The organism is Pseudoalteromonas sp. 1181_04 (genome assembly GCF_052850545.1).
The window spans coordinates 142,914-164,320 of sequence record NZ_VXCS01000009.1; the positions used below are offsets into that span (position 1 = coordinate 142,914).

General features: G+C 37.6%; 17 protein-coding genes and 1 pseudogene. 13 read left to right on the forward strand and 5 right to left on the reverse strand.

Annotated elements, in window-relative coordinates; all coding sequences use genetic code 11:
- Positions 1-309: 309 nt before the first annotated feature.
- The gene (locus FW757_RS09470; protein ID WP_149982750.1) at positions 310-1,920 is read left to right on the forward strand and encodes a phosphoethanolamine transferase; all 1,611 of its coding nucleotides are present in this window, start codon (positions 310-312) and stop codon (positions 1,918-1,920) included.
- A gap of 230 nt (positions 1,921-2,150) precedes the next feature.
- Here the strand turns inward: FW757_RS09470 and FW757_RS09475 are convergent, their stop codons facing one another.
- Complete coding sequence (locus FW757_RS09475; RefSeq protein WP_446441149.1) at positions 2,151-3,194, reverse strand: helix-turn-helix domain-containing protein; 1,044 nt, start codon at positions 3,192-3,194, stop codon at positions 2,151-2,153.
- A gap of 225 nt (positions 3,195-3,419) precedes the next feature.
- Here FW757_RS09475 and FW757_RS09480 point away from each other — a divergent pair, with 225 nt between their 5' ends.
- Entirely contained in the window at positions 3,420-4,229 is an 810-nt protein-coding gene (locus FW757_RS09480) for a DUF2306 domain-containing protein (protein WP_446441150.1), read from the forward strand.
- Between the two features lie 49 nt (positions 4,230-4,278).
- Here the strand turns inward: FW757_RS09480 and FW757_RS09485 are convergent, their stop codons facing one another.
- Complete coding sequence (locus FW757_RS09485; protein ID WP_446441151.1) at positions 4,279-5,310, reverse strand: metal-dependent hydrolase; 1,032 nt, start codon at positions 5,308-5,310, stop codon at positions 4,279-4,281.
- A gap of 307 nt (positions 5,311-5,617) precedes the next feature.
- A complete protein-coding gene (locus tag FW757_RS09490; RefSeq protein ID WP_182719039.1) occupies positions 5,618-6,982 on the reverse strand; it encodes a cellulase family glycosylhydrolase in 1,365 nt (454 codons plus the stop codon).
- Between the two features lie 473 nt (positions 6,983-7,455).
- Between FW757_RS09490 and FW757_RS09495 the strand changes: the two genes are divergently transcribed.
- The 4 genes from FW757_RS09495 (at position 7,456) to FW757_RS09510 (ending at position 12,840) form a co-directional block, all read left to right on the forward strand.
- The gene (locus FW757_RS09495; RefSeq protein ID WP_446441152.1) at positions 7,456-9,177 is read left to right on the forward strand and encodes a DUF885 domain-containing protein; all 1,722 of its coding nucleotides are present in this window, start codon (positions 7,456-7,458) and stop codon (positions 9,175-9,177) included.
- A 386-nt stretch (positions 9,178-9,563) separates the two neighbouring features.
- The gene (locus FW757_RS09500) at positions 9,564-9,944 is read left to right on the forward strand and encodes a hypothetical protein (RefSeq protein WP_149982755.1); all 381 of its coding nucleotides are present in this window, start codon (positions 9,564-9,566) and stop codon (positions 9,942-9,944) included.
- A 172-nt stretch (positions 9,945-10,116) separates the two neighbouring features.
- Positions 10,117-11,691 carry a DUF6892 domain-containing protein gene (locus FW757_RS09505; protein WP_446441153.1) on the forward strand — a complete coding sequence of 525 codons (1,575 nt, stop codon included), beginning with the start codon at positions 10,117-10,119 and terminating at the stop codon, positions 11,689-11,691.
- 21 nt (positions 11,692-11,712) lie between these two features.
- Positions 11,713-12,840, forward strand: a complete 1,128-nt coding sequence (locus FW757_RS09510) for a hypothetical protein (protein ID WP_446441154.1) — start codon at positions 11,713-11,715, stop codon at positions 12,838-12,840.
- Between the two features lie 387 nt (positions 12,841-13,227).
- On the opposite strand, the gene FW757_RS09515 is transcribed toward FW757_RS09510, so the two are convergent.
- The gene (locus tag FW757_RS09515) at positions 13,228-15,336 is read right to left on the reverse strand and encodes a TonB-dependent siderophore receptor (protein WP_446441155.1); all 2,109 of its coding nucleotides are present in this window, start codon (positions 15,334-15,336) and stop codon (positions 13,228-13,230) included.
- Between the two features lie 240 nt (positions 15,337-15,576).
- On the opposite strand from FW757_RS09515, the gene FW757_RS09520 reads away from it, so the two are divergent.
- The 7 genes from FW757_RS09520 (at position 15,577) to FW757_RS09550 (ending at position 20,964) form a co-directional block, all read left to right on the forward strand.
- Complete coding sequence (locus FW757_RS09520; protein ID WP_182719031.1) at positions 15,577-15,933, forward strand: ankyrin repeat domain-containing protein; 357 nt, start codon at positions 15,577-15,579, stop codon at positions 15,931-15,933.
- A gap of 454 nt (positions 15,934-16,387) precedes the next feature.
- Entirely contained in the window at positions 16,388-17,566 is a 1,179-nt protein-coding gene (locus FW757_RS09525; protein ID WP_182794669.1) for an ankyrin repeat domain-containing protein, read from the forward strand.
- Complete coding sequence (locus FW757_RS09530; RefSeq protein WP_182719028.1) at positions 17,559-18,071, forward strand: hypothetical protein; 513 nt, start codon at positions 17,559-17,561, stop codon at positions 18,069-18,071. Before FW757_RS09525 ends, FW757_RS09530 begins: the two co-directional genes overlap by 8 nt.
- 14 nt (positions 18,072-18,085) lie before the next feature.
- Positions 18,086-19,378, forward strand: coding sequence for an ankyrin repeat domain-containing protein (locus FW757_RS09535; protein ID WP_182798134.1), 1,293 nt, complete (start codon positions 18,086-18,088; stop codon positions 19,376-19,378).
- Positions 19,379-19,444: 66 nt separating this feature from the next.
- Positions 19,445-19,795 (forward strand): hypothetical protein, encoded by a 351-nt coding sequence (locus FW757_RS09540; RefSeq protein ID WP_182719026.1) that lies wholly within the window; start codon positions 19,445-19,447, stop codon positions 19,793-19,795.
- 32 nt (positions 19,796-19,827) lie between these two features.
- The gene (locus FW757_RS09545; protein WP_182831327.1) at positions 19,828-20,391 is read left to right on the forward strand and encodes a hypothetical protein; all 564 of its coding nucleotides are present in this window, start codon (positions 19,828-19,830) and stop codon (positions 20,389-20,391) included.
- A 69-nt stretch (positions 20,392-20,460) separates the two neighbouring features.
- Positions 20,461-20,964 (forward strand): endonuclease V, encoded by a 504-nt coding sequence (locus FW757_RS09550; RefSeq protein ID WP_182719024.1) that lies wholly within the window; start codon positions 20,461-20,463, stop codon positions 20,962-20,964.
- Positions 20,965-21,082: 118 nt separating this feature from the next.
- Here the strand turns inward: FW757_RS09550 and FW757_RS09555 are convergent.
- Positions 21,083-21,392, reverse strand: a pseudogene (locus tag FW757_RS09555) (IS4-like element ISPtu1 family transposase); the annotation flags it as partial.
- Positions 21,393-21,407 lie beyond the last annotated feature (15 nt).

Here is a 21,407-nt window from a genome sequence, read left to right on the forward strand (position 1 = left end):
CCTTACAGGTAACTAATATATACCACATATTAACAAGCATTTTTAAGGAAAATACAATCAACACTGAACGCACAAATGCATGACAGGCGGATGCTAGTGTACTGATCTTGCAGGTGTAAAAAAATAAAGATCTTTTTCATAAATATCTTTATTTACTAAGAGTGAGCACATCATAAAGAAGCAATAAAAGGCATCAGACCAAAGAGGTATAAAACCTAATAGTTAAAATTCATACATTATTTCAAATACTCATGCCTTTGCATGTGATTTTTATTACAATGCCTGCAAACCTGAATAGTGGAACTGCACGTGCAACAATTTAAACATACCCTCTTAACGCTTTTGGCCCTATGGGCATTCGCACTGATGCCGGATGTCATTTATGGCTTGTTTAATCATAACTACTTGGCCGGTTATAACTTCAAAAGCATTATCATTACCTTACTGTTAATGGTCTTCATGCTGTTAAGCCGCACCCCTAAACTTAACAATATTGTTTTACTGATAATGGCTCTAATGCAGGCCTCTGAACTGATGTACTTCCAATACTTTGGCGGCTTTTACAGTGCTTTTGATATGGTGCTAATGATGGGTGAAATGCATGATGCACTAATTGGCTTTGCTGATGGTTTGAAATTTATGCTTCCAGCGTTCTTTTTATCCATGGCATTTTATGGCTTAGCGTATTTCACCTATAACAAATACCATAAAACCAGTTTTACCGTACCTTATATCTCGGTGTTGTTTGTATTATTGCTCACGTTACCCTTTTTACAGTCTTTAGGTTCTAAGAGCTCTCAAAAATACCAGCCTAATATTGCGCACTCAGCTATGAAAAATGGCTTATACAGTGTGTCATTCTTTAGCGCTCGCCAGTTAAAAATGATTCTGGGATTACGTAAAGAAATGCCTAGCTATCAACCTTATCAATTGAGCAAAGGCGAACCTGCGGATGCAAATATTGTAATTTTAATGGGTGAAAGCCTGAGTTATTACAATATGGGTTTATATGGTTATCAAAGAGATACAACGCCAGATTTAATGCCGTATAAACAAGACCCTAATTTCTTTTATTTGCCTGCGATCTCAAGCGCTGTTTCAACACGAGTATCTCTTAGCTTATTTTTTAACACCGTATATGAGCCTAATAATGCAGTCCATATAAGTAAAATGGACACTGCTTTGTTTCGGTTAGCTAAGCGTCAAGGGTTTGAAACCCATTACATTACTACACAAAAAAATGCAGGAGGTTTAACCTATGCATTTTCACTTGGGGATATTGATACCTGGAAAGAAGATAAGCATCTAGATCAGTTCGATGGAGATTATGATGATCGTTTATTGCTCGAACTTAATTCCATGAATCTGGATTACAATAAGCCCCAATTTATTACGTTACATATGCGCAGCGCTCATGCACCTTATGTAGCTAATTACCCTAAAACTCAAGAAGTGTATCCTGTTGATGAGCAACCCTATGAAAAGTACATGCTGAATAGCTACGATAACTCAGTACTTTACACACAAAAGGTGATAGCTAACATTTATGAATTCTTTAAAGATTCAGGTAAACCAACATATATATTCTTCACGCCAGATCATGGTGAACTGACAGGGCAAGATGGTCGTTTTGGACATAACGCTGTCGATATGGATATCGCCCGGGTACCATTTATGTTTTACGGTGTTGATATTCCAAAAAATGAAATAACTCGAATTAAAAAAGAATTAGGTTGTATGCCTAACCATTATTTAATTAGTCTGCAAGTGGCTAAAGTATTGGGTTATGACATTAAAAACCCGAATGAAGAGCAAGGTAAGTATTACTTGAACGGCACCGATGTATTTGGCGAGGCAGGCTTTATGCAGTACGATTTAAAGCAAATACAAGATAAAACTTGTCCAGAATTTTCAAAGTAGCTCCTCAGTATTCAGCCGCTCTATGAGCGGCTTTTATGTTTATAGCACCTTATACTTTCAATTTAGTGTGGTTGATTCACATCTAATATTCTTGATTAACTATAAAAACAAACCTACAACTCACTAATCAACAAGTTCCCTACCCCTTATATTAGGATGATTGCTGCTTTGTTTTCGGTATTCATTAGGAATTTCACCCACAATACTTTTAAACACCCGGTTAAAAGTCGCTAAAGAAGAAAAGCCGCTTTCAAGCCGCTTTCAAGCGCGATGCTTAAAATGCTCCAACCTTTAGCATCCTCACTTGCCAATAAAACTTGCGCATATTTAACACGATATTGATTAATAAACAGATTAAAGTTGGCTACTTTGTAGTGATAGCGAATAGCTCGGCTGATTTTATATTCAGGTACTTGTAATACTTGAGCAAAATCTGAAATTTTAAGATTTGTTTGCAAGAATAGCTGTTGCTTATTGATAAGTTGATCAATGCCATCGATTAATTCAGGGGCAACATCGATTTGTTCATGTTGATTGGTGTTTTCAGTTATCTCAATGTCATTAAAAATACTAACTGTATCGCCCTCATTTTTAATACCTTGGCTATTTTTATCTCTCGCTTGAAGAAACATTAATGTTTGCATCGCAAGCACAATTAGTAGTGCAGATGAGGTAATAATAATGGGATTATATAGCTCAATTTCAGTCTTACTAAACATTAGCTTAGGTAATACACTTGCATTAAACACAGCTAAAAACCAAGCGCTGGCAAAGAGCACTGATTGCATTTTTTGCGACACTGTTTTTTCACTGTAGCCTCTTATTGCCTCCCAAAAAGAGAGCACAAGTATGCTTGATGAAAGCAATATGGTTACTTCATTCACCCCTTGCTTTAAGCGCCACATTATATCACTGGTAGGTAATGGCTGAGGATCAAAACTCACTAAGTAATGCCATGTTTGGTTAAACATTATCAAGCCTGCAATAGTTGCAGCAAAAACGATATGCCTGCGAGAAATTGGCTTGTTTTCACGAAATAACGCTCTAGCAATCAACCATGAAACATTACATGTAGCGCAAGTAAATAGCCCTATTAGGTATTGATACCCTCCGACACTTGACGCACTGAGTTTTTGCGCCCCAACCATACAGAGCGAGCCACAAAATAGTGCAAACAAATAGTGAACCAGTTGCTTATCTTTTTTCAGTGCATTAAATAACATCAACCCCATGCACACAAAGACGAGAAGGTAATAAGGAGAATTATTTTGCATAACAGGTCGCTCTTAAAATGACGTTGTATAAACAACGTTGCTTTAACTTGTATAATACAAAGTAACTCTAGCGATGGCAAAAAGACTTTGTTAGTGAATGTGTCAGTAACTAATTAACTAACCGTAAAAATTATCCATATATCGTTGCTCAAGTTTCGAATTTGAGAAGTATTCGCCCTGAAAGTCTTTATATTTGGCTATTGAAACGATTTAATGGAAAAGTACATGTTAATGCAAAAAATGAAAACAACCCCAAATAGGCTGCTCGAAAACAGTAAAAAAATATGGTTTATTTGCTTACTAATGACACAAGGTTGCTTTGTAATTTACCTTATTTTGGGGTATGCCCTGACTAGCGTTACTACAGGTTTATCTGGCTGGGTCTGCCTTAACAATACCGCCTATGTTGCGAGCGACCCCATCGGTAATTTAATCTATGCCACGCATGTGCTACTTGCCGTAGTAATGATAATCGGCGGGAGTTTGCAATTAATCCCCGCAATAAGAGCAAAATATACTAAGTTTCATCGCTATAACGGGCGCGTATTCGTACTGTTAGCTTGTACCATTTCAATCGCAGGAATGTACCTTATGATTGTTAGAGGCACAGTAGGCAACCTGCTAATGCATAGCCTGACAATGTTTAGTGGTGGTATGGTTATTTTATCGAGCATATTTGCAGTGCTGGCTGCTAGAGGGCGTAATATAAATTCACATCAAATATGGGCAATTCGTTTATACCTTGCAGCAAACGGGGTGCTATTTTTTAGGTTAATGATTTTTGCCTGGTTTTTAACGTTTGGCTCACTCGGGATTGATACTACAACGTTCACAGGCCCAACCGTGTTAGCTGTTAGCGTATGTTCTTATGTGATGCCATTGCTCATTGCTGAACTGGTTAGGTATGCGGGGAAAACATCTAATAAAATGATAACAATCGCCACCGCAGCTTTAATGATGTTGATATCCATTGTATTTTTAGTGGGCTTATTTGGTGTAGTGTTAGCAAATTGGTACCCAGCGATAGTTGGCTAATAGCCACATAATTATTAACAAAATAGAAGGCCTAACCCAGCAATCTATTTCAGGGAGATGTGGGCTCTTTTACGGTAGTTGCTAAATCGATATTTGGGTCAGTAATACGCGCAAAAATAAGCCAGAGCTTATCAAGTGGAAATCGGTTGCTGAGTTGTTGATAAGAACCTGGGATCAACTGCTGATCTTTTTGCTGTGCAACCACAAATGAGAATACATAATAACCTTCAAGGCCCATTCTTAAATCACTCATAATGACTTGCTCATCTTGTTGATACACCCCATAAAGGCCTTTAGTAAATGCTTGCAGTAGCTTGATCTGCCTTGCATCATCAAGCTTTGCTAGTAGCGTATTTTCGCTAGGGTAAAATTGCATATCAACGTTGTCTGCGTCATCAAACACAGAGGCATAAATCTCATAATGCCCAAACTCGGTAACGGCCACAGCCCGCCACAACAAGGTATTAAATGGCGTTGGTGTACTTTCAAAGTGCTTAAATATGATATTTTGGGTATTTAGTGCCTGATGAATTTTATCTTCGATATGCCATTTAGCCGCCAACCCCCAAGCTAAATAAAGCGAACTGACGATTAACGCAGCAGTATTTATACGCTGTGCGTAAGGCCACATCCGCGCCAAGCAAAGCGCTATACAAGAGAGTAACAATGGCAAAGTATACGCAGGATCAATAATAAATATGCTCGATATACCAAAGGGGTAAGTCGTCAGTGGCCACAGCAATTGTGTTCCATAAACGGTAAAACTATCAAGCAATGAGTGAGTACTTAAAATTAAAAATAGAGCGACAGACCAGCGCCTCAGCGATACACCTTTGGCCCAGTTCATTTTAAGTAAAAGCCATGCAAACAAGAGGCTTACTAACAGCTGTATAAGCAAAGAATGACTAAAACTGCGGTGATAGACAAAGTTTTCGACATTACCACCAAAATTAATGAGCACATCTAAATCAGGTAACGTGCCAAACGCCGCCCCAACTAATAACGACTTACGGCCCAGCTTATTACCTAATACTGTATAAGCAACTGCACTACCAAGCACAACCTGTGTGAGTGAATCCAATGAAAGCCTCTTTTCAAAATCAATTAAAGCATAGACTTATATTGTACTGTTGTAGGTCTTGTGTCGATCTCAATGAGTGATTAGTTTTCTGGAGAAGCTATAAGTTATGTGGATCCGCAAAAGAAAAATCCACCCCAGCTTATCAGCTAGATTTTTAAAACCGCCAATCCAATTACGATTGTATTTTAGTAAAGAGTCAACCCTGACGTCATGAATTCGAAGATTGTCTATAATCCTATTTCTATAAAAATCAATAAAATAGGTAAAGCGACTGCGCTCTACCTATTTATTTAAAAACAAGTATGACTTAGCTGCAACTTTTAACAAATGTCCATGAACTATCACTACCAGGCAGGCTATTTGTATACCAGTTCGCCTTATAAACATTGCCCTGATACTGAATTTGGTCGCCAGCTTCGTTATGTGTGTAAGGGCCTGCAGGATAATGCTTTCTAACCCAATTTGGATACGTTTTTACCTCAGTACAACTTGTTCCTGTTGTAACAGCACAACCCGAGGAATCGACATCAGTACCTTCTGGTGTATTGGGGCATTGATCTTGTACGTCAATTACGCCATCGCCATCTGAGTCTGTAGCCGCACACCCAATAGAATCTACGGGTGTATTCGGCAGTGTGTTAGGGCATTGATCTTGTGAATCAATTACACCATCTTCATCTGAGTCAAGCGGTGCATTATTCATATCCCAATTTAGTAGAATATCTTTTATCTTCTGCCCCGATGCACTTAGTGAATCCCAGCTACCACCAGGAAGAAAGGTTGATGCACCTTCATCTTTGTCATTTAAGGCCCAATTAGCGTGGCTAATAGTATTTGATTTAAGAAAAGCCATCCACGCGTCAGTTTCGTTGCTATTTACACCACCATTACCATCAGCATTGACTGCGCCCCATTCAGTTGCAAATAAAGCAATCCCATTATTTAAAGCCGTCTGCGCCTTATTTCTAAGTGACTCACCATGCGTACCTGCATAAAAATGTAAGGTATAAGCAATATTGTAGCGATCTATCGGGTCTTGTGAGGCAATATCAACATCTTGTGACCAAGTAGGCGTACCAACAATAATTAAATTATCAGGATCTATAGCTCTGATCTTATCAATAACGGTGTTGGCGTAAGGTTTTATATCGTTAGCCCACGATATCTGTAGTGGCTCGTTATAAATTTCATAAATAACGTTGTCGTAGTCGCCATATTTAGTGGCTGCTCGTTCAAAAAACCGGATCGCCATATCAGTGTCGGTATGCGCTTCGTGACTATGAAAATCAATAATGACATACATATCTTCTGCGATTGCTGCATCAACAACTGTATCAAGACGAGTAATATTACCGTCCCAATCGTCATTCAAACTGCCTGAGGTATTTTGTCCGTGACCGATCGCAGCACGAATGATATTAGCGCCAAATTCCTGTTTCGCATTGGCAACCGTTTGCGCGGTATAAAACTTTTCGCCTCCCCAACCTGTATTACTCCAAAATAAGCTTGAACCAGCAAAGCTCTTTGCCTCATCACCAGCTAATATTTGATTACCACTGACGGTTAACTTTTCAACCGCTGCATAACTTGTAGTGGAACAAGCGAGCAATAATGCCAGTGAAAGGCGCTTGGCTTTATATAGTGTTTTTTTAGGTGTACTTCCAATCGTCATAAAATCGTCCTTAAATTAGGTTACTCATCAGATGTAAACTGATATATCAATAATGTCATTAGCAAAAAACTAACAACACAAAGGTAGTACACTGCAATTATAATACAATAATAAAGAATGATTTACTTTATAAAATAATACTAGCGTAAAAGTAACTAAAAATGACCACTCATAGGCTGTCATCTTCAGGGTGGGGGATAAATTCAATAAAAAGCGTGAACGATATACACTTTAGTTGTCGCTAAATACCTTAACCGAAAGCGTTCCATTAATGTTTTAAATATCAATAATTTGCTCTGTTTACAACATACTTGCCAATTTTCTCTGTATTGCTGTTCAAGGTCAGCGCATTCATATCGTTAATTTGATACGCTTAACCTATAAAACAATAAATTTTATATAGCTTGGTACGCACTCAAAAAATCACTGCCTACCCTTTATAAAAAACTAACTCGCTAATTATGAGAAACAACATGTATAAAACAAATCTCTTGGCTCTTTCTTTAACTATGGTGTCATTGCCAAGTCTGGCTGATGACAATACCGATTTAAAAAATATTATTGACCAACACTGGCAACATGCAAAAAGCGAAAAAGTATTTTTTCGCACCGACCCCGATGGATGGAAACCCAATGGAAATCTGGCTCGCTGGAGTGAGCAAGCCATAAGTAAGCGCCAAACTTATAACGACCAAGTGCTGCACAAATTAGCTGCCATTAACCCAAAATCACTCAGTAAAGAACAACTGATGAATTATCGGCTTTTTAAATACGAGCGCGAAACAGAGCAACAAAGTTACCAGTCACTTGATAAGTACTTTCCTATTAACTTTTTAAGCGGCTGGCATACATATTTTGCCGAGGCCCCTGCTAATATGGCGTTTTTAACTACCACCGATTACGACAATTTTTTGGTTAGTTTGAGCGACTACCCACGCTTTAACCAAGAAAACATCAACCTCATGAAAGAAGGCATACAACAAGGCTACACACACTATTGCGAGAGCTTTAAAAATTATCATAAAAGCATCAGTAAACATATCGAAAAAGAGCCACAAAACAGTGCCTTGTATGAACCGTTTACACGTATGCCCAACACCTTTAGCCAACAACAAAAAGCAGCCTATCAAAAAAAAGCGAAAGCCCTAATTAGCAATAAAGTGGTTCCTGCTTATCAGCATTTTTATAATTTTTTTGTTGATGATTACATGCCAAATTGCAGAACAGATCCCGGAATTTCAAGCGTTAAAGACGGGCTTGAATACTACCAGTATGCAGTAAATTACTACACCACCACACAAGCTACACCAAAAGAAATTCATGAGCTTGGCCTAAAAGAGGTGGCGCGTATTAAAGCTGAAATGCAGGCTATTATTGATTCACTAAACTTTAAGGGCTCGTATGCTGATTTTCTGCAGTTTCTAGCAACTGATCCGCAGTTTTATGCAAAAGACAAACAAGATTTATTAGAAAAAGCGGCTTTCATTACGCAAAAAATGTATGGCAAATTACCGACCTATTTTGGTCATTTACCACGTAATACGTTTACTATTAAAGACTCTGCCAGTCGCGGCGCTTTTTATATGCCACCAGCAGATAACCGCTCTGCCGGCACTTACTTTTTAGCTTCAACCCCTTCGTTGCAACCTTTATATAATTTAGAAGCCTTGAGCCTACACGAAGCGATTCCAGGACATCACTTACAAAATGCAATTGCAATGGAACTGGATGTACCACCATTTCGGCGTACCTTAAGCCATTCAGCATTTGGTGAAGGTTGGGGTCTTTACGCAGAGCGTTTAGGTAAAGAAGCCGGCTTTTATCAAGATCCATACAGTGATTTTGGCCGATTAGGATATGAAATGTGGCGCGCAGTTAGGCTGGTTGTTGATACCGGTATTCACGCATTCGGCTGGAGTCGAGAGCGCGCAATTAACTACCTGAGCGAACATACTGCATTGCCACAAAGTGCCGTAGAAGATCAAATAGATCGTTATATCTCTTGGCCCGCACAAGCGCTTTCTTACAAAATGGGCGAGCTAAAAATACGTGAACTACGTGCAAAAGCTGAAAAAGAACTTGGCGCTGATTTTGACATTCGCAGCTTTCACGACACAGTTATAGGCCAAGGATCGCTGCCAATTGCAGTACTTGAAGAAGTAATAAATGACTGGATAACGCAACAGCAAAAATAACACCCATTACATTAAATTAATAAGCTATTGCTGAACTGATATTAGTTAAACAATAGCTTATTATAGTCTGCAAGTGTGCTTGTTACCTCCCCCATGCACAGTTCTAATTTATGCATCCATATAGTTGTATATGGGTTTAGTAAGTTATTGCTTTTATAAAGTTAATCAAAAACATAACACGGCCTGTATGTAAGCCGCCTATTTATGGCATTACGGTTTAAAATCATCCACCCGATTACAATTGTATTTACTTAATTCAGTAAAGAGTCAGCCCAATTTTGCTATCACTGTCGCTGCATTTTAGGTGCTGCATGAGTCATGAAACGCCTTGCTTAACCTTCCTATTAAATGCCATCTTTAATTGCAACCAAGGCCTCCGACGCATTATGACAACGATTTTTTTAAGTAAATCACAACAAGTCGCTCTGCAACAAGCACTTATCAGTAGTAAGCTGCTAAATAGTGATACTGCAAATAGTGATAACCCACCATCTCTTGAGCAACAAGCGTATAGTCATATCGCCGTCACGCTTTACCGCTTTAATTTACAAAAAATAAAATGGCCCTCTTTTTTAAAAACAGCAATAACCACGGCAACCGACAAATGCCCATGGTTAGTCAACGAACTTGTCAGATGCCAACAAGACTTCCAAGCCCAACCTAATGACGCTGTAATGAGTGAACAAAGTGCATTTATTAATGGTATTTTTAGCGAAGAACTCGCTTATATTGACGACTTAATAGGTACGGAGGTGCAGGCTGAATAAAGTTTCTATATCAATACAGAAAAATACATATTTTAATTTCTATATTGCCACTTATTTCCAAAATAACTAACAATTACTTTTACTACCGAGATAAGTTATGATTATTTAATATCTAAACTATTTTTCTTTAAAATTAAAAATAGCCTTTTTATTTTTATTAATGAGTATCTATATGTCATTTTTTAAAACGTTTATTCCTGACTTGGATGAACTGGATTTAAATACACAAAAATTAAACAAGTCATTAAAAGATAAGATAAACCGTCGATGGAAAGACACATTTGATAAAGCAACGCTTTTACAACTTTATTCATCACTAATTAAAGAATTAAGATTATTTCGTGAAGGTCAAAGCCAACCTGCGAAATTATATTATTTTTTACAGCTATTTAGTTCATCAGATTATAAAGTTATTTTTGACAAAAAATCTCATCATGCTTTGCTAATGCACACAGAGTTATTAGAGAGTGAGATAGAGCAGCTGTTACTTGAGACCAACACTCAACTGATCCAAAACCCAACGCCTGCAGAGCAAGGTGATTTAAGGGAAATGGTGAGTGATTTAATTTCTTTATATTTTTGTCATCCTTCTTATCACAGTGAAGGATATGACGACTTAAAGCGTATTGGTGGCAACTTAGCATTTAAGTTTTTACGCACTTATCCTTACCAAGATACCAGTAACCTTCTAATCAGTTTATTACCATCAGCTTCAGACCCATTAGAGCAATATACACAATTAATTAATGACATTGTATGTAGCAAACAAAACGATGAAAATCGTGATTTACTACTCTATATTTTAGTTAGCGAAATGATTGGTTTTTATACCGAAAAAAGCGACTTTTTCTATAAAAAATCAAAAGAGGTCTTAAAGTTACTTTCAACTCATATTTCACATTGGAGTGATGACCAAATTGATTACTTTATAACTCAAGGCGTCTTGAATGGCTATAGCATATATCCAACTCCAAAAACTAAGATTGCCGAAATAAAGGGTTATATAAAAAAATTAAATGAAGGTAACTACAATGCTCAGGTTATCAAAAAACGAGTTAAAGAATATAACCAAGAAATAGCAAATATTGAAAATGACCCTATTGCCTTTATAAATGCGGGCTATAACAAGGCTGCTAAAATTTTAATGGTGAAAAATAATACCATTACATTTTTAGAGAATCTTTCAAAACTTACTCCAGACAGTAAAACAAAAGTACATCTTGATCAACTTATCGCACAGACTTTAGCCCTTAAAAACACCCCCAAAGTATTTCCTATTAATAAAACGCCTAAGATCAAATTTAGCGACCTGCATTTTAAGTTACTTGTTATCGAAGAGCTGATGTATAAAAAAAATTTATTAACCCCTAAGTTTGACCTTACCCAGTTTATAGCCCAATACCACCTGCGAGAAATTGATAAAGAGCAAGAAGGGTATGAAGTTATACCTGAGGCACTGGCTTATTTTAAAGGGCTTGATATCTCTGAGGAATTGTTAGCGAAAGTCACTTCGTTGACACAAGATTGCGGTGTCGATGGCGGCGCAGATGTTTATGCTCAGATATGGCCTTTTTGGGATCCAGGCTGTGGAGATGAGGTGTTAAAGGTAAGCAATAAAGCATCAAAAGACTTGCCACTGCTGCCTAACTTACAACAAGTCATCGGTTTAGAGCACAGTAATCCATCAAAAAAATTAATTAGCAGCTTTAAAGAACGCCAGATCCAATTAACTGACCAGGATGTTTAATTTTAATCTCTAGGAGTAATAATGTTTAATTCAGCAGAAGAAATTCACCAGCATATTGGCCAATCAATGTTCGACGCATTACCCGAACAGTGGGATAAAGCTTATTGTGATATCGGCCTGAGTCGAGAAAATACCTGTGGTTTTATGGCAGGGACTTACTATACAGGCGGTGAAGAAAAATTTTATAGTGTAGATATAATCGATGGAGTGTTGAAATATTCTCAGTGTGATGAAGCATTTTATGCACTTTATAAAATGATGAAGAAAGACGAATCGGATATACCTTGGAACAAAGCTCGTTTTGAATTAGAAAGTGATGGTAGTTACGACGTTAAAACTAAGTTTGATGAAGATTATATAATCTACACTGGACTAGATGCTGATGCTGCTGAGTTTGACTCATTGAGTCGCGACTTTCATTTAGCCATAGAATCTTGGGAAGGCTTGCCAGATGATATGTCATGCCCATGGAAAAGGGGCAGTTATGATAAGATCATATTTTTGCAAGGCAATTCAGATGATCAGCAACAAACTGAATCAGAGCAAGCAATATTATCATCTTATTGGCAACAAGCCGGTGAAATAAACGAAACATTAGAGCTGAGCTTTTTGAATCCTTATTTAGCAGGTTACCCTCACTGGCATGGCAGCACGCGAGATATTGTTTTGGTTACACCACCAGAATGGGAAAATCAAATCGTTGCTACAAGTGGCTTATCAAGTCCTGAAGCACCATTTGAGGTATATCTAGAGACCAATGAACCCATTCAAAGATTCAACAGCTCTTGGCAGATGAACCTAATTCAAACCATTGGCGGTATAATACCCAATATCGATAACTTTAAAGAGCGCCTCAAAAAACACCGTTTTCTTACATTACAATTAGACATGGATGGCGCACCTGAAGAATGGTCAGTAGATCACCCTGACGGTAATATAGGTATGTTTATTGGTTTAGATAATGCGCATATAAATCATGATCATCTTAACTTTTTACCTATAAATATAAAATTAATGCGCCCAGACGAGTTATTGTATTGTTTAGATAAAGCAGCACAAGGCAGAGAGGAAATAGCAGAACTTTATAAGCAGCAAGGCCAAGCAACACTTTCTTGTTTAGATAGAGCCAGTGTTTTACAAAATAACTAATCTGATGTAATGGTCTGCTTCCGATACGGTGTTTATGTGTAATAATTTAATTGTTACACATAAACAAAACCTGCCTTTAATCTGTTGGACTATTTATTTTTAAATAGTTTTAAATTAAAAATAACTCTGTCACTTGGAAACCTGTAGTAACCTGTATTGTCTAAATTAAGCTTAAAGTGATGATAAAATTGGCTTTTCCCAGTCAACTTGATGTTTAGAACCCTTATTCAATGAATTTATTGCTGCCGTGTTACACAAAGTATTGTTTTATGCGGTTTTGTAATATAAGTCACGCAGTTAGCTACAAGTTAGTAAAGCCCAACTGACAATACACACGAGACCATTTAGCCGCAGTAGTACTGCGGCTAAATGGTTTTTTACTATAAATTAAAAGCTATATTTTAAGCTCAGCTTATAATTTACCGGCTCACCGGGTTGAGTCCAAATTGCAGAGTAAGAGTTTGAGTAATATTCTTTATCCAGAACGTTATTTACATTTAACTGTACACTCACATCATCATTAACGTTGTAAGTTGCAAACAGATTCACCAGCGTATACGAAGGTAAGTAATACGTAGGATCAATTGTTTCACCTAAACGTTCACCTTCATACTGTAAAGCTATACCAATAGTCGCATTTAAATCGATTAAGTCATTTAAATCTCTTTTAAGGCGCACATTTGCACTATGTTTAGGGATATTTAGTAATGGGCTACCTTTTGGCAGTTTTACCCACCAATCTGTATTAACCGTATCGTTTGCTGTTTTTGCATCGGTGTAAGTATAGGCAAAATCAAATGAGGTGCGCTCTGTAATATAACCGTGCAAATCAAACTCAACCCCTTCGCTAGTTACCTCTCCTAATGCTGTCGACACACCCGCTTGCAGATCTGTAGTTAGCATATTGCTTTTTTCGGCGCTAAATACGGTAAAGCTACCATTTAGGGTATCGGTGCTAAATTTAATACCCGCCTCAATAGAGGTTGTTGATTCCGGCTTAAATGCATCACCATTTATGTCGTAACCGCTGTTTGGCCTAAAACCTTCAGAGTAGCTGGTGTAATATTGTATATCGTCTGAGTAGGAGTACACTAAACCAACCCGTGGACTAAATGTACTTTGGTCACTCTTAGACTGACTTTGATTGATGTGATTATCTATTTGCTGATCAAACCAATCATAACGGCCGCCCACTTGCATTTTCCATTGCTCAGTGATGTCGATTTGATCTTGAATATAAACCCCGTAACTGTGCTGTACTTCAGTGCTGTTATATAAAAGTGAGCCTTCGGGTGCTGTTTGCCCATACACAGGGTTATACATATTGATTGCATAGCGCGTATCTTCAAGCGTAGGGCGGTATCTGTACCAGAGTTTATCAAAATCAAACTTGCTGGCGTCGGCACCTATTAATAAATGGTGGGTAAACCCAGCCGCTGTTACACTGCCACTAAGCTCGGTACGCGCAGAAATATTTTTAGTTTGAAAATCACGCTGGTTATGTTGTCTACTTAAGGTTTCGCCATCAGTAAAATAAACCTGCCGCCCTGGTGCCAGTTCTGCATCGCTCGATTCGCTTATAAATTTTGAATCGCTATAGCTAAAACCATTTAAAAGTGACCACTGTCCAATTTGATGCTCAAACGTTAGTTGGTGAGAAATAGCATCAACCTCAGTCGGTTTATCACTTGGCTCACCTAAAAAAGTCTCAATGGGTAATGCGTCTATCTTCCCGCCTACAGCGACAATCCCACGGTCAAACGTCACACTTTGGTCGACATATTCTAGTTCATAATTTAACTTTGTTGTGTCGGAAATTAACCATAATATTGAAGGCGTTATCACCGTTTTTTTATTTTCGTGGTAGTCTCTAAAGCTTTCACTTTCTTCAATCGCGCCGTTTACTCTAAAGGCGAGTTGTTCGGTAATTGCATTAGTGTAGTCGCCTTCACCGCGATAACTTTGCCAACTACCTGCGCTTATTTTTACAGAGCCTTGTTCTTCAAATTGTGGCTTTTTAGTAATAATGTTAATAGTACCACCAGGCTCAGAGCGGCCATAAAGTGCAGAGCCTGGGCCTTTCATCACTTCTACATAATCAATATTACTGGTATCACGGGTGCCGCTAAAACTTCGACCAGATGAAAAGCCATTAATTAAAAAGCCTGAAGGAATATTCTCATCACCTACTAAACCACGTATTGCAAAGCTTTCCCACAATCCACCAAAATCATTTTGTTCAGAAATACTCGGCGTTAAATCAAATATATCTGTGAGTGTGGTCACCCCTGCATCATCAAGGTTTTCTGCAGATATAAATTCAATACTTTGTGGTTGTTCACTTAAAGGCACATCGCCGCGAAAAGCTTGCCTAACACCCGAAACAGCTATTTTCTCAATGCTTGATGACGCCGTAGTTGCGTATACTGAAGGTGATAAAATTGCACTTATCGCAATTGAAAGCGCTGATATTTGGATTCGTTTAATTGTATTCATTCTATCTCTTAGATATAACACAGCTTAATCAATTAAGTTTGCACTCAAAAAAATTTTAAATGTAACCTACTAGGCAATTAGCTGAAGATGTAGGCAATAATAGTTATCATTTAGAATTCTATACAAACAAGGCAAAAAACGCTACCCTACTTGCAATAAATATTACAAAGTTATTAAAATACAATTTAAAGAAAAACGAAAATACTAACTTCAGCCAAATTATGGAATAAAATAAATTATATGAATATTTCAGGCAAAACAGAATTAATGTTAAGTATTGAGAATTTAAACCTAGACAAAATTAAGCAGTTCATATACTCCGAATATAAAAGTCTTGCTATAGATGATGAAATGTTTAAAAAAGACAGTACCGGGCGCTCCGCTATATATTATGCTGCTCTGCGAGGAGATGAAGATATCATTTGGTTTTTATTATCACTTCTACCCGGAACCGGTATTTTTTGTAAACGTGGGCAACTATTAGAATCAAAAGATAACCAAGGATTGACCCCAGAGGAGTTTGCTCAAGTAAATGGAAACGATAAAATATATAAGTTACTTTGTTCTGAAAGAATGAGGATCGAGTTTTTCGAATAAATTTCAGACACGCGTTATCAAAATGCCTTGGGCGACTAACTCTTTGTTACTTAAATGAGTATAGGTAAGGGGTTGTAAAAAACGCAGTAGTTTTACTTAATTTTCACTTCACCACCACATCTTAAACCAAGACGTTTTTATAATCCCAATAAAAATAAACCGCGAAATAAAATACCAAAGCAGGCTGAACAGCACACCAAAATAATTGACAACACCACGAACCGTTCATTCTTAACTCATAATAAGATTAAGTTCATAAACTGCTTGTGTAGTATTGAATTGCACACAAAAATGTAGTGTAACCAATTGAAAATATTTGTAATATATAAATTCATGGAGATGGCAACTTCAGCTCCTGCGCGGCTTTAGTCGCTTTCTCATCATGCTATTTCTTGCTAGTATAAAAATATTAATAACACGTTATACGCTACACTCATAATCGACAAGGAAAGATATGTCAGAATCATTTATTAAAGCATGCGCTGACGGTAATCGCCGTATTGCTCAGTTGCTCTTATCACAAGAAAAAGACCTTGATCCTAATTATACTAATTCGCACGGCTGTACAGCATTGCACTATGCATCGGCTAACGGATACGTTGATATAATGTCCGAGCTATTGGAAAGTGGAGCAAAAATTGACTATGAAGATCATCAAGGTAGGACGGCTTTATTTATGGCTATAAAGGCTCGACAAAAGCCGGCAGCAGAGTTGCTACTTGAACTCGGAGCCCGTCCTGATATTAGTGATTACCAAGGTAATAGTCTACTTCACCTAATCGCCATAACAGGCCAAAATGCGTTATTAAGCCCTTTAATTGATGCCGGATTAGATATCAATTTAACCAATACAAATTCAGACAGTCCATTATTACTGGCGGTTAGTAATCGAAAACGTGATGTTGTAAGCAATTTATTAGATCAAGGCGCCGATATTGACCACAGTGACAAAAATGGTAATAACGCGTTATTGATAGCAACAGCATTAATCAATAAACACTTAGTCACTTTGCTACTAGAACATGGTAGCGATATAAATATCGCTAATGACGATGGCTATACACCGTTATTCATTGCCTGCACTAAACACAACAATATGCTTGTTAAATACCTGCTAGAGCAAGGTGCTGATCCGCTTATCGAATCTAATGAAGGCGTATCGTCTATTTGGCTTGCGTGTGCTAATAACCAAAAAGATATCGTCTCGGCATTTTTAAATGCAGGCGTCGATGTAAATTACAGTAAAAATACCAATAAAGAGTTTGTACTCAATTCATATTTAGACTTAGTTATCGAACAACTAAATTATAGTAATGATAACTATCATGCAATTAGCTGTGAAGGCGAAAGCCTAATACATGTTGCAGCTAAACAAGGTCACTTAAGTATGATTAAGCTATTACTTGAGAAAGAGGCTGATATTGATGCACTGGATGCCGCAGGTAGTAGCGCATTACATTATGCTGCTGTGGGCGGTAAAAAAGATATAGTGAAAGAATTAATAAAACACGGTTGCGATACATTGATTTATAACAAAGCTGAACAACAAGCTATTGATTATAGTAATCAAAAAGGGTTTAACGAAATAACTGAAATGTTATTAATAGCAAAACAGGCGCAACAAAATGGATAGAAAAGAACGCCCATTACTTGAAATAATCGCACGCGATATGAAAAAAGGTTATTGGAAAGCCGCCGATGCTGCACGCTACGCACCCATGCTATTTCCTCAAGTAGAACCCAGTGACCATGTTCGTAAAGCGGTTGCTGCGATTGCTCTGCAACAATCTCGCGCAGAGCAACTTAAAGCTCTGCAAGCACTCGTGATAAAAGAGCGTAGCAGTAAGGATTTTCTTAAAGAATTTGAAACGCTGCTTGGCAACAAGCGCGACCCACTCATGCCTGCAACTGACCAAGATAAAGACAGTGGCCACTTTCGCGATATCATTATGATGCTACTAGCGACAAACTTTGCATCACAAAAAAGCAGCGTTACTATAACCGCAGATTTAAGTGATTTGTATCAACGTATTTATCCTCAACAAACCGATGAATTTAGCACCGATTCCAGTGCTGAAGCCGTAGTGACTGAATATATAATGGGTGCCCTATTAAAACTCGCGCCTGATATAATTTAAAGCAAGGATGATTAATGACATTGCAGCAAGCACTCGAGTCGAAGGATTTTAATCTCGCGACACAAATAGCAAAAATCCTCAGCGATAGCGAAATTATACAAGTATTGAATGAGACGTTTGTTTTACAAAATCTACATGCCTATTGGCTTGCCTTGGATTTTTGGCTGCTATTAGATGAAAAAAATATCGTGTCGCTCGATTTGCTAAAAAATATGGGGGACGAGGAGGAAGTCGATTTTAATAACATTGATATTGAAAGTCTCATCAATTCAACAACCGAAAAACCAAAACTGAAAGTCGATCAAAAAAAATCATTTCCACTGCTAATATTAGAAAATGAATTAAGGTACTTTGAACATAAAAGCGAAGAAGAATGTGCCATATTAGTTAAATTTATAAACGCTTGTAGAAATTTAAATGCCAAAGGGGGAAAATTATTAACACAAGCGCTTTCACCTAACACACCACTGTCGATTCTCGATGCCTTAATTGAAAAGGGGTGTGACCCTATGTATGAGAATAACGCTCAACAAAACTTTCTTTTTAATATAGTGAAATGGCGTAAACAAGTAGACATAGATACGTTTAAAAAATATCTAACCTATTTTATAGACCAAGGATTAGATATTAATCACCGTGATGTAATAGACGAAACCCCTATCATTGCTTTAATTAAATCAGGTGAAGCAACACAGCGTATAGACGTTATGATCGAGTTAGGCGCTGATATACATATTCAAAAAACGGATATTGATGGCTTTGATTTATTAGAAATAGCAGTTACAAGTTACAATCCCGATTTTGTGAGTGCTTTACTTAAGCATGGACTCGCTTTTGATTATGAAAAACAAGATAGAGAAGGCCATAGTGTATTATTTCGCTTTACAGACCATGGGGTTAGAAAAGATCAATTAACGCTATTTTCTTTATTACTACAGGGACAGCCTGATCTTTATCAGATTAATCACGACAGTAGATGTGAAAAGCATTACTCTACCCCAATGGAAAATTTAGTAACAGAAGCACACCCAGACGCATTAAAACTGGCGTTAGCTATGCTTCGACCAGACATCAACCAAACCGATGAGGAAGGTAACACACCTTTACACCTTGCTGCATCTAATTATGTACATGAAGCAGCCCGAGCGGTTGTTAATTTAGAACGAATAAAAATACTTATAGCGTATGGGGCTGATGTCAACACACTAAACAACAAGGAACAAACACCTGCAGCTTGTGCCAGTGATGATGATAAAAAGGCCGATATACTGGCATTTTTATTAGCAAAAGAACACCAAGCAAAGTGAAATACGAGATCTATAACTAAATAATAGTAATATTCGTATCCGAAGCTGATCATTAAGGATAAAAAGATGATAAAGCGTTTTCTAAGCTTACTTGTTTTATGCCCCTTACCTTTAATTGCTTGTCAATGGCAACCTGATGACTTAATCGGAAGCTACCGAAGTTTGGGGCACTCCTATTTTGATACCTTTGCACTAGAGAGAGAAGATATATTTCATTCATGGTTACACCAAAGGCCTGAAATGACGGCAAAGTGGCAGCTTGATAAAAATTGTATATTGGTAATACGCAGTGAACACTTAACACACCCAATCAAGCTCACCTTAATTGCATTAACAGTCAATAAAGCAGTGTTTAGTGATGGTCAAACTAAACAGCACTATCAACGCTTAAGTGCACAACAAAAAACAGCCAAGTAAATTAACCCTAGACACTAATTTAGAGATAACGAATGAGATTGACTAATTTAAAACACCTGAGTCTATACTTAATTTTGCTATTTAATATATTTGCTTTTCAAAGCTACGCCTCTGAGCCTGCTATTTTTCCAAAATACAGCAAAGCGTTAACTTTAGTTGAGCAAAATCCTGAGCTATATCGCTATCGTTTCAACGGGCCAATTACAATACGTGGACTACTCGTAATTCAGCTTGATATGGCAAGCCCAACTCAAGCAAGCGGCGATATTATCAACATCCGTATTATTCCAACTCGATTAGCGCGCAGTAAGTTGCCCGCTATCATTCATGGACGTTATACATCGTCGATTGAGGCTATTTTTATACGTTTATCAGCTCCCCAATTAGACGAACTATTTGCAGGTAAAGAAAACTGGCAACGTTTAAGTCATGGTACAGAAAGACTTATAAAGCAACCCGTAGAAGTCACATTTAATGATTTTAGCGCATCGGTAGAATGCGACAGCCGCACCTACACCGCAACCATTAACACCATAGCAGCTATAACAGATAAGCGAGTCGCTGCATTATCTAAGCTTGATATAAGCGGCTGTTAAGCCACCTTAAATTAAAGCCGTGATTATTAATAAAGCACTACGACACATATAATTTAACAGGAGTACACATTGATTTTTGCCATTGATTGCCAATATTACGACGACACAGCTATTGCTGCCGGTATCTTATTTGAAAACTGGCACGACGAAGAAATAACAGCAAAGCAAGTCAACACCATTGAAAATATTGCTCCCTATGAACCGGGGCAGTTTTATAAACGCGAGTTACCGTGTATTTTGTCCGTACTAAAATCTTTAGATACTCAACCAGATATCATCATTGTTGATGGCTATGTCACTTTAAGTAGTGCACAAAAGCCAGGTCTGGGCATGCACCTTTATGAAGCACTTGAACAACAGATTCCCGTTATTGGCGTAGCCAAAAGATCATTTGTCGATACACCAAAAGAAGCTGGAATTTTGCGAGGAAAAAGTGAAAATCCTCTTTATATAAGCAGTGTGGGAATTGATCTTGAACAAGCAAAAGAACACATACTGCACATGCATGGTAAAAATCGCCACCCAACCTTATTAAAATACGTTGACCAGCTAGCTAGAGGCATTGTTACCTAAAACGAATAGCAAAGGTATGGATGTAAAAACTGTGTAAATACCCGTTAGATATAGGGAACTAATTGCTCCTTAAATTCTATTATAGTAAGGATCAGATCCCGAGAGAGCCATACAGTTTTTATCTAAGCGACAAGCACTCACGGCAAGCCTTATTTAATTGCTGAAGTGCTTTTGAAAAGATTCTCAGTTTTATATTATAGCCAAATTTTTCAAAGTATTGCGCCCCAAAACTAAAGCCAGACAGCACTTTTCTATTTTTTAACGCGATCAATAACGTGACATTCAAGTGGCCTTTTTCATAGCAACGACAATGAGGTAAATAATAGCCATGACTGCGAAGCACCTTTAGTATATTTCAAGCTTACGCTGCTGCGAATAGCTTTTCCTCGAAGGTTATTCTTCTTTCTTTGTTTACGTTTTGATTTAAAAAAACTGCACACAAC

What these genes read in the sequence shown, in the direction of transcription:
- FW757_RS09475 (WP_446441149.1), bottom strand. Translation starts at nt 3,194, where the DNA reads ATGCAAAATAATTCTCCTTATTACCTTCTCGTCTTTGTGTGCATGGGG.
- FW757_RS09480 (WP_446441150.1), top strand. Translation starts at nt 3,420, where the DNA reads ATGTTAATGCAAAAAATGAAAACAACCCCAAATAGGCTGCTCGAAAAC.
- FW757_RS09490 (WP_182719039.1), bottom strand. Translation starts at nt 6,982, where the DNA reads ATGACGATTGGAAGTACACCTAAAAAAACACTATATAAAGCCAAGCGC.
- FW757_RS09495 (WP_446441152.1), top strand. Translation starts at nt 7,456, where the DNA reads ATGTATAAAACAAATCTCTTGGCTCTTTCTTTAACTATGGTGTCATTG.
- FW757_RS09500 (WP_149982755.1), top strand. Translation starts at nt 9,564, where the DNA reads ATGACAACGATTTTTTTAAGTAAATCACAACAAGTCGCTCTGCAACAA.
- FW757_RS09505 (WP_446441153.1), top strand. Translation starts at nt 10,117, where the DNA reads ATGTCATTTTTTAAAACGTTTATTCCTGACTTGGATGAACTGGATTTA.
- FW757_RS09510 (WP_446441154.1), top strand. Translation starts at nt 11,713, where the DNA reads ATGTTTAATTCAGCAGAAGAAATTCACCAGCATATTGGCCAATCAATG.
- FW757_RS09515 (WP_446441155.1), bottom strand. Translation starts at nt 15,336, where the DNA reads ATGAATACAATTAAACGAATCCAAATATCAGCGCTTTCAATTGCGATA.
- FW757_RS09520 (WP_182719031.1), top strand. Translation starts at nt 15,577, where the DNA reads ATGAATATTTCAGGCAAAACAGAATTAATGTTAAGTATTGAGAATTTA.
- FW757_RS09525 (WP_182794669.1), top strand. Translation starts at nt 16,388, where the DNA reads ATGTCAGAATCATTTATTAAAGCATGCGCTGACGGTAATCGCCGTATT.
- FW757_RS09530 (WP_182719028.1), top strand. Translation starts at nt 17,559, where the DNA reads ATGGATAGAAAAGAACGCCCATTACTTGAAATAATCGCACGCGATATG.
- FW757_RS09535 (WP_182798134.1), top strand. Translation starts at nt 18,086, where the DNA reads ATGACATTGCAGCAAGCACTCGAGTCGAAGGATTTTAATCTCGCGACA.
- FW757_RS09540 (WP_182719026.1), top strand. Translation starts at nt 19,445, where the DNA reads ATGATAAAGCGTTTTCTAAGCTTACTTGTTTTATGCCCCTTACCTTTA.
- FW757_RS09545 (WP_182831327.1), top strand. Translation starts at nt 19,828, where the DNA reads ATGAGATTGACTAATTTAAAACACCTGAGTCTATACTTAATTTTGCTA.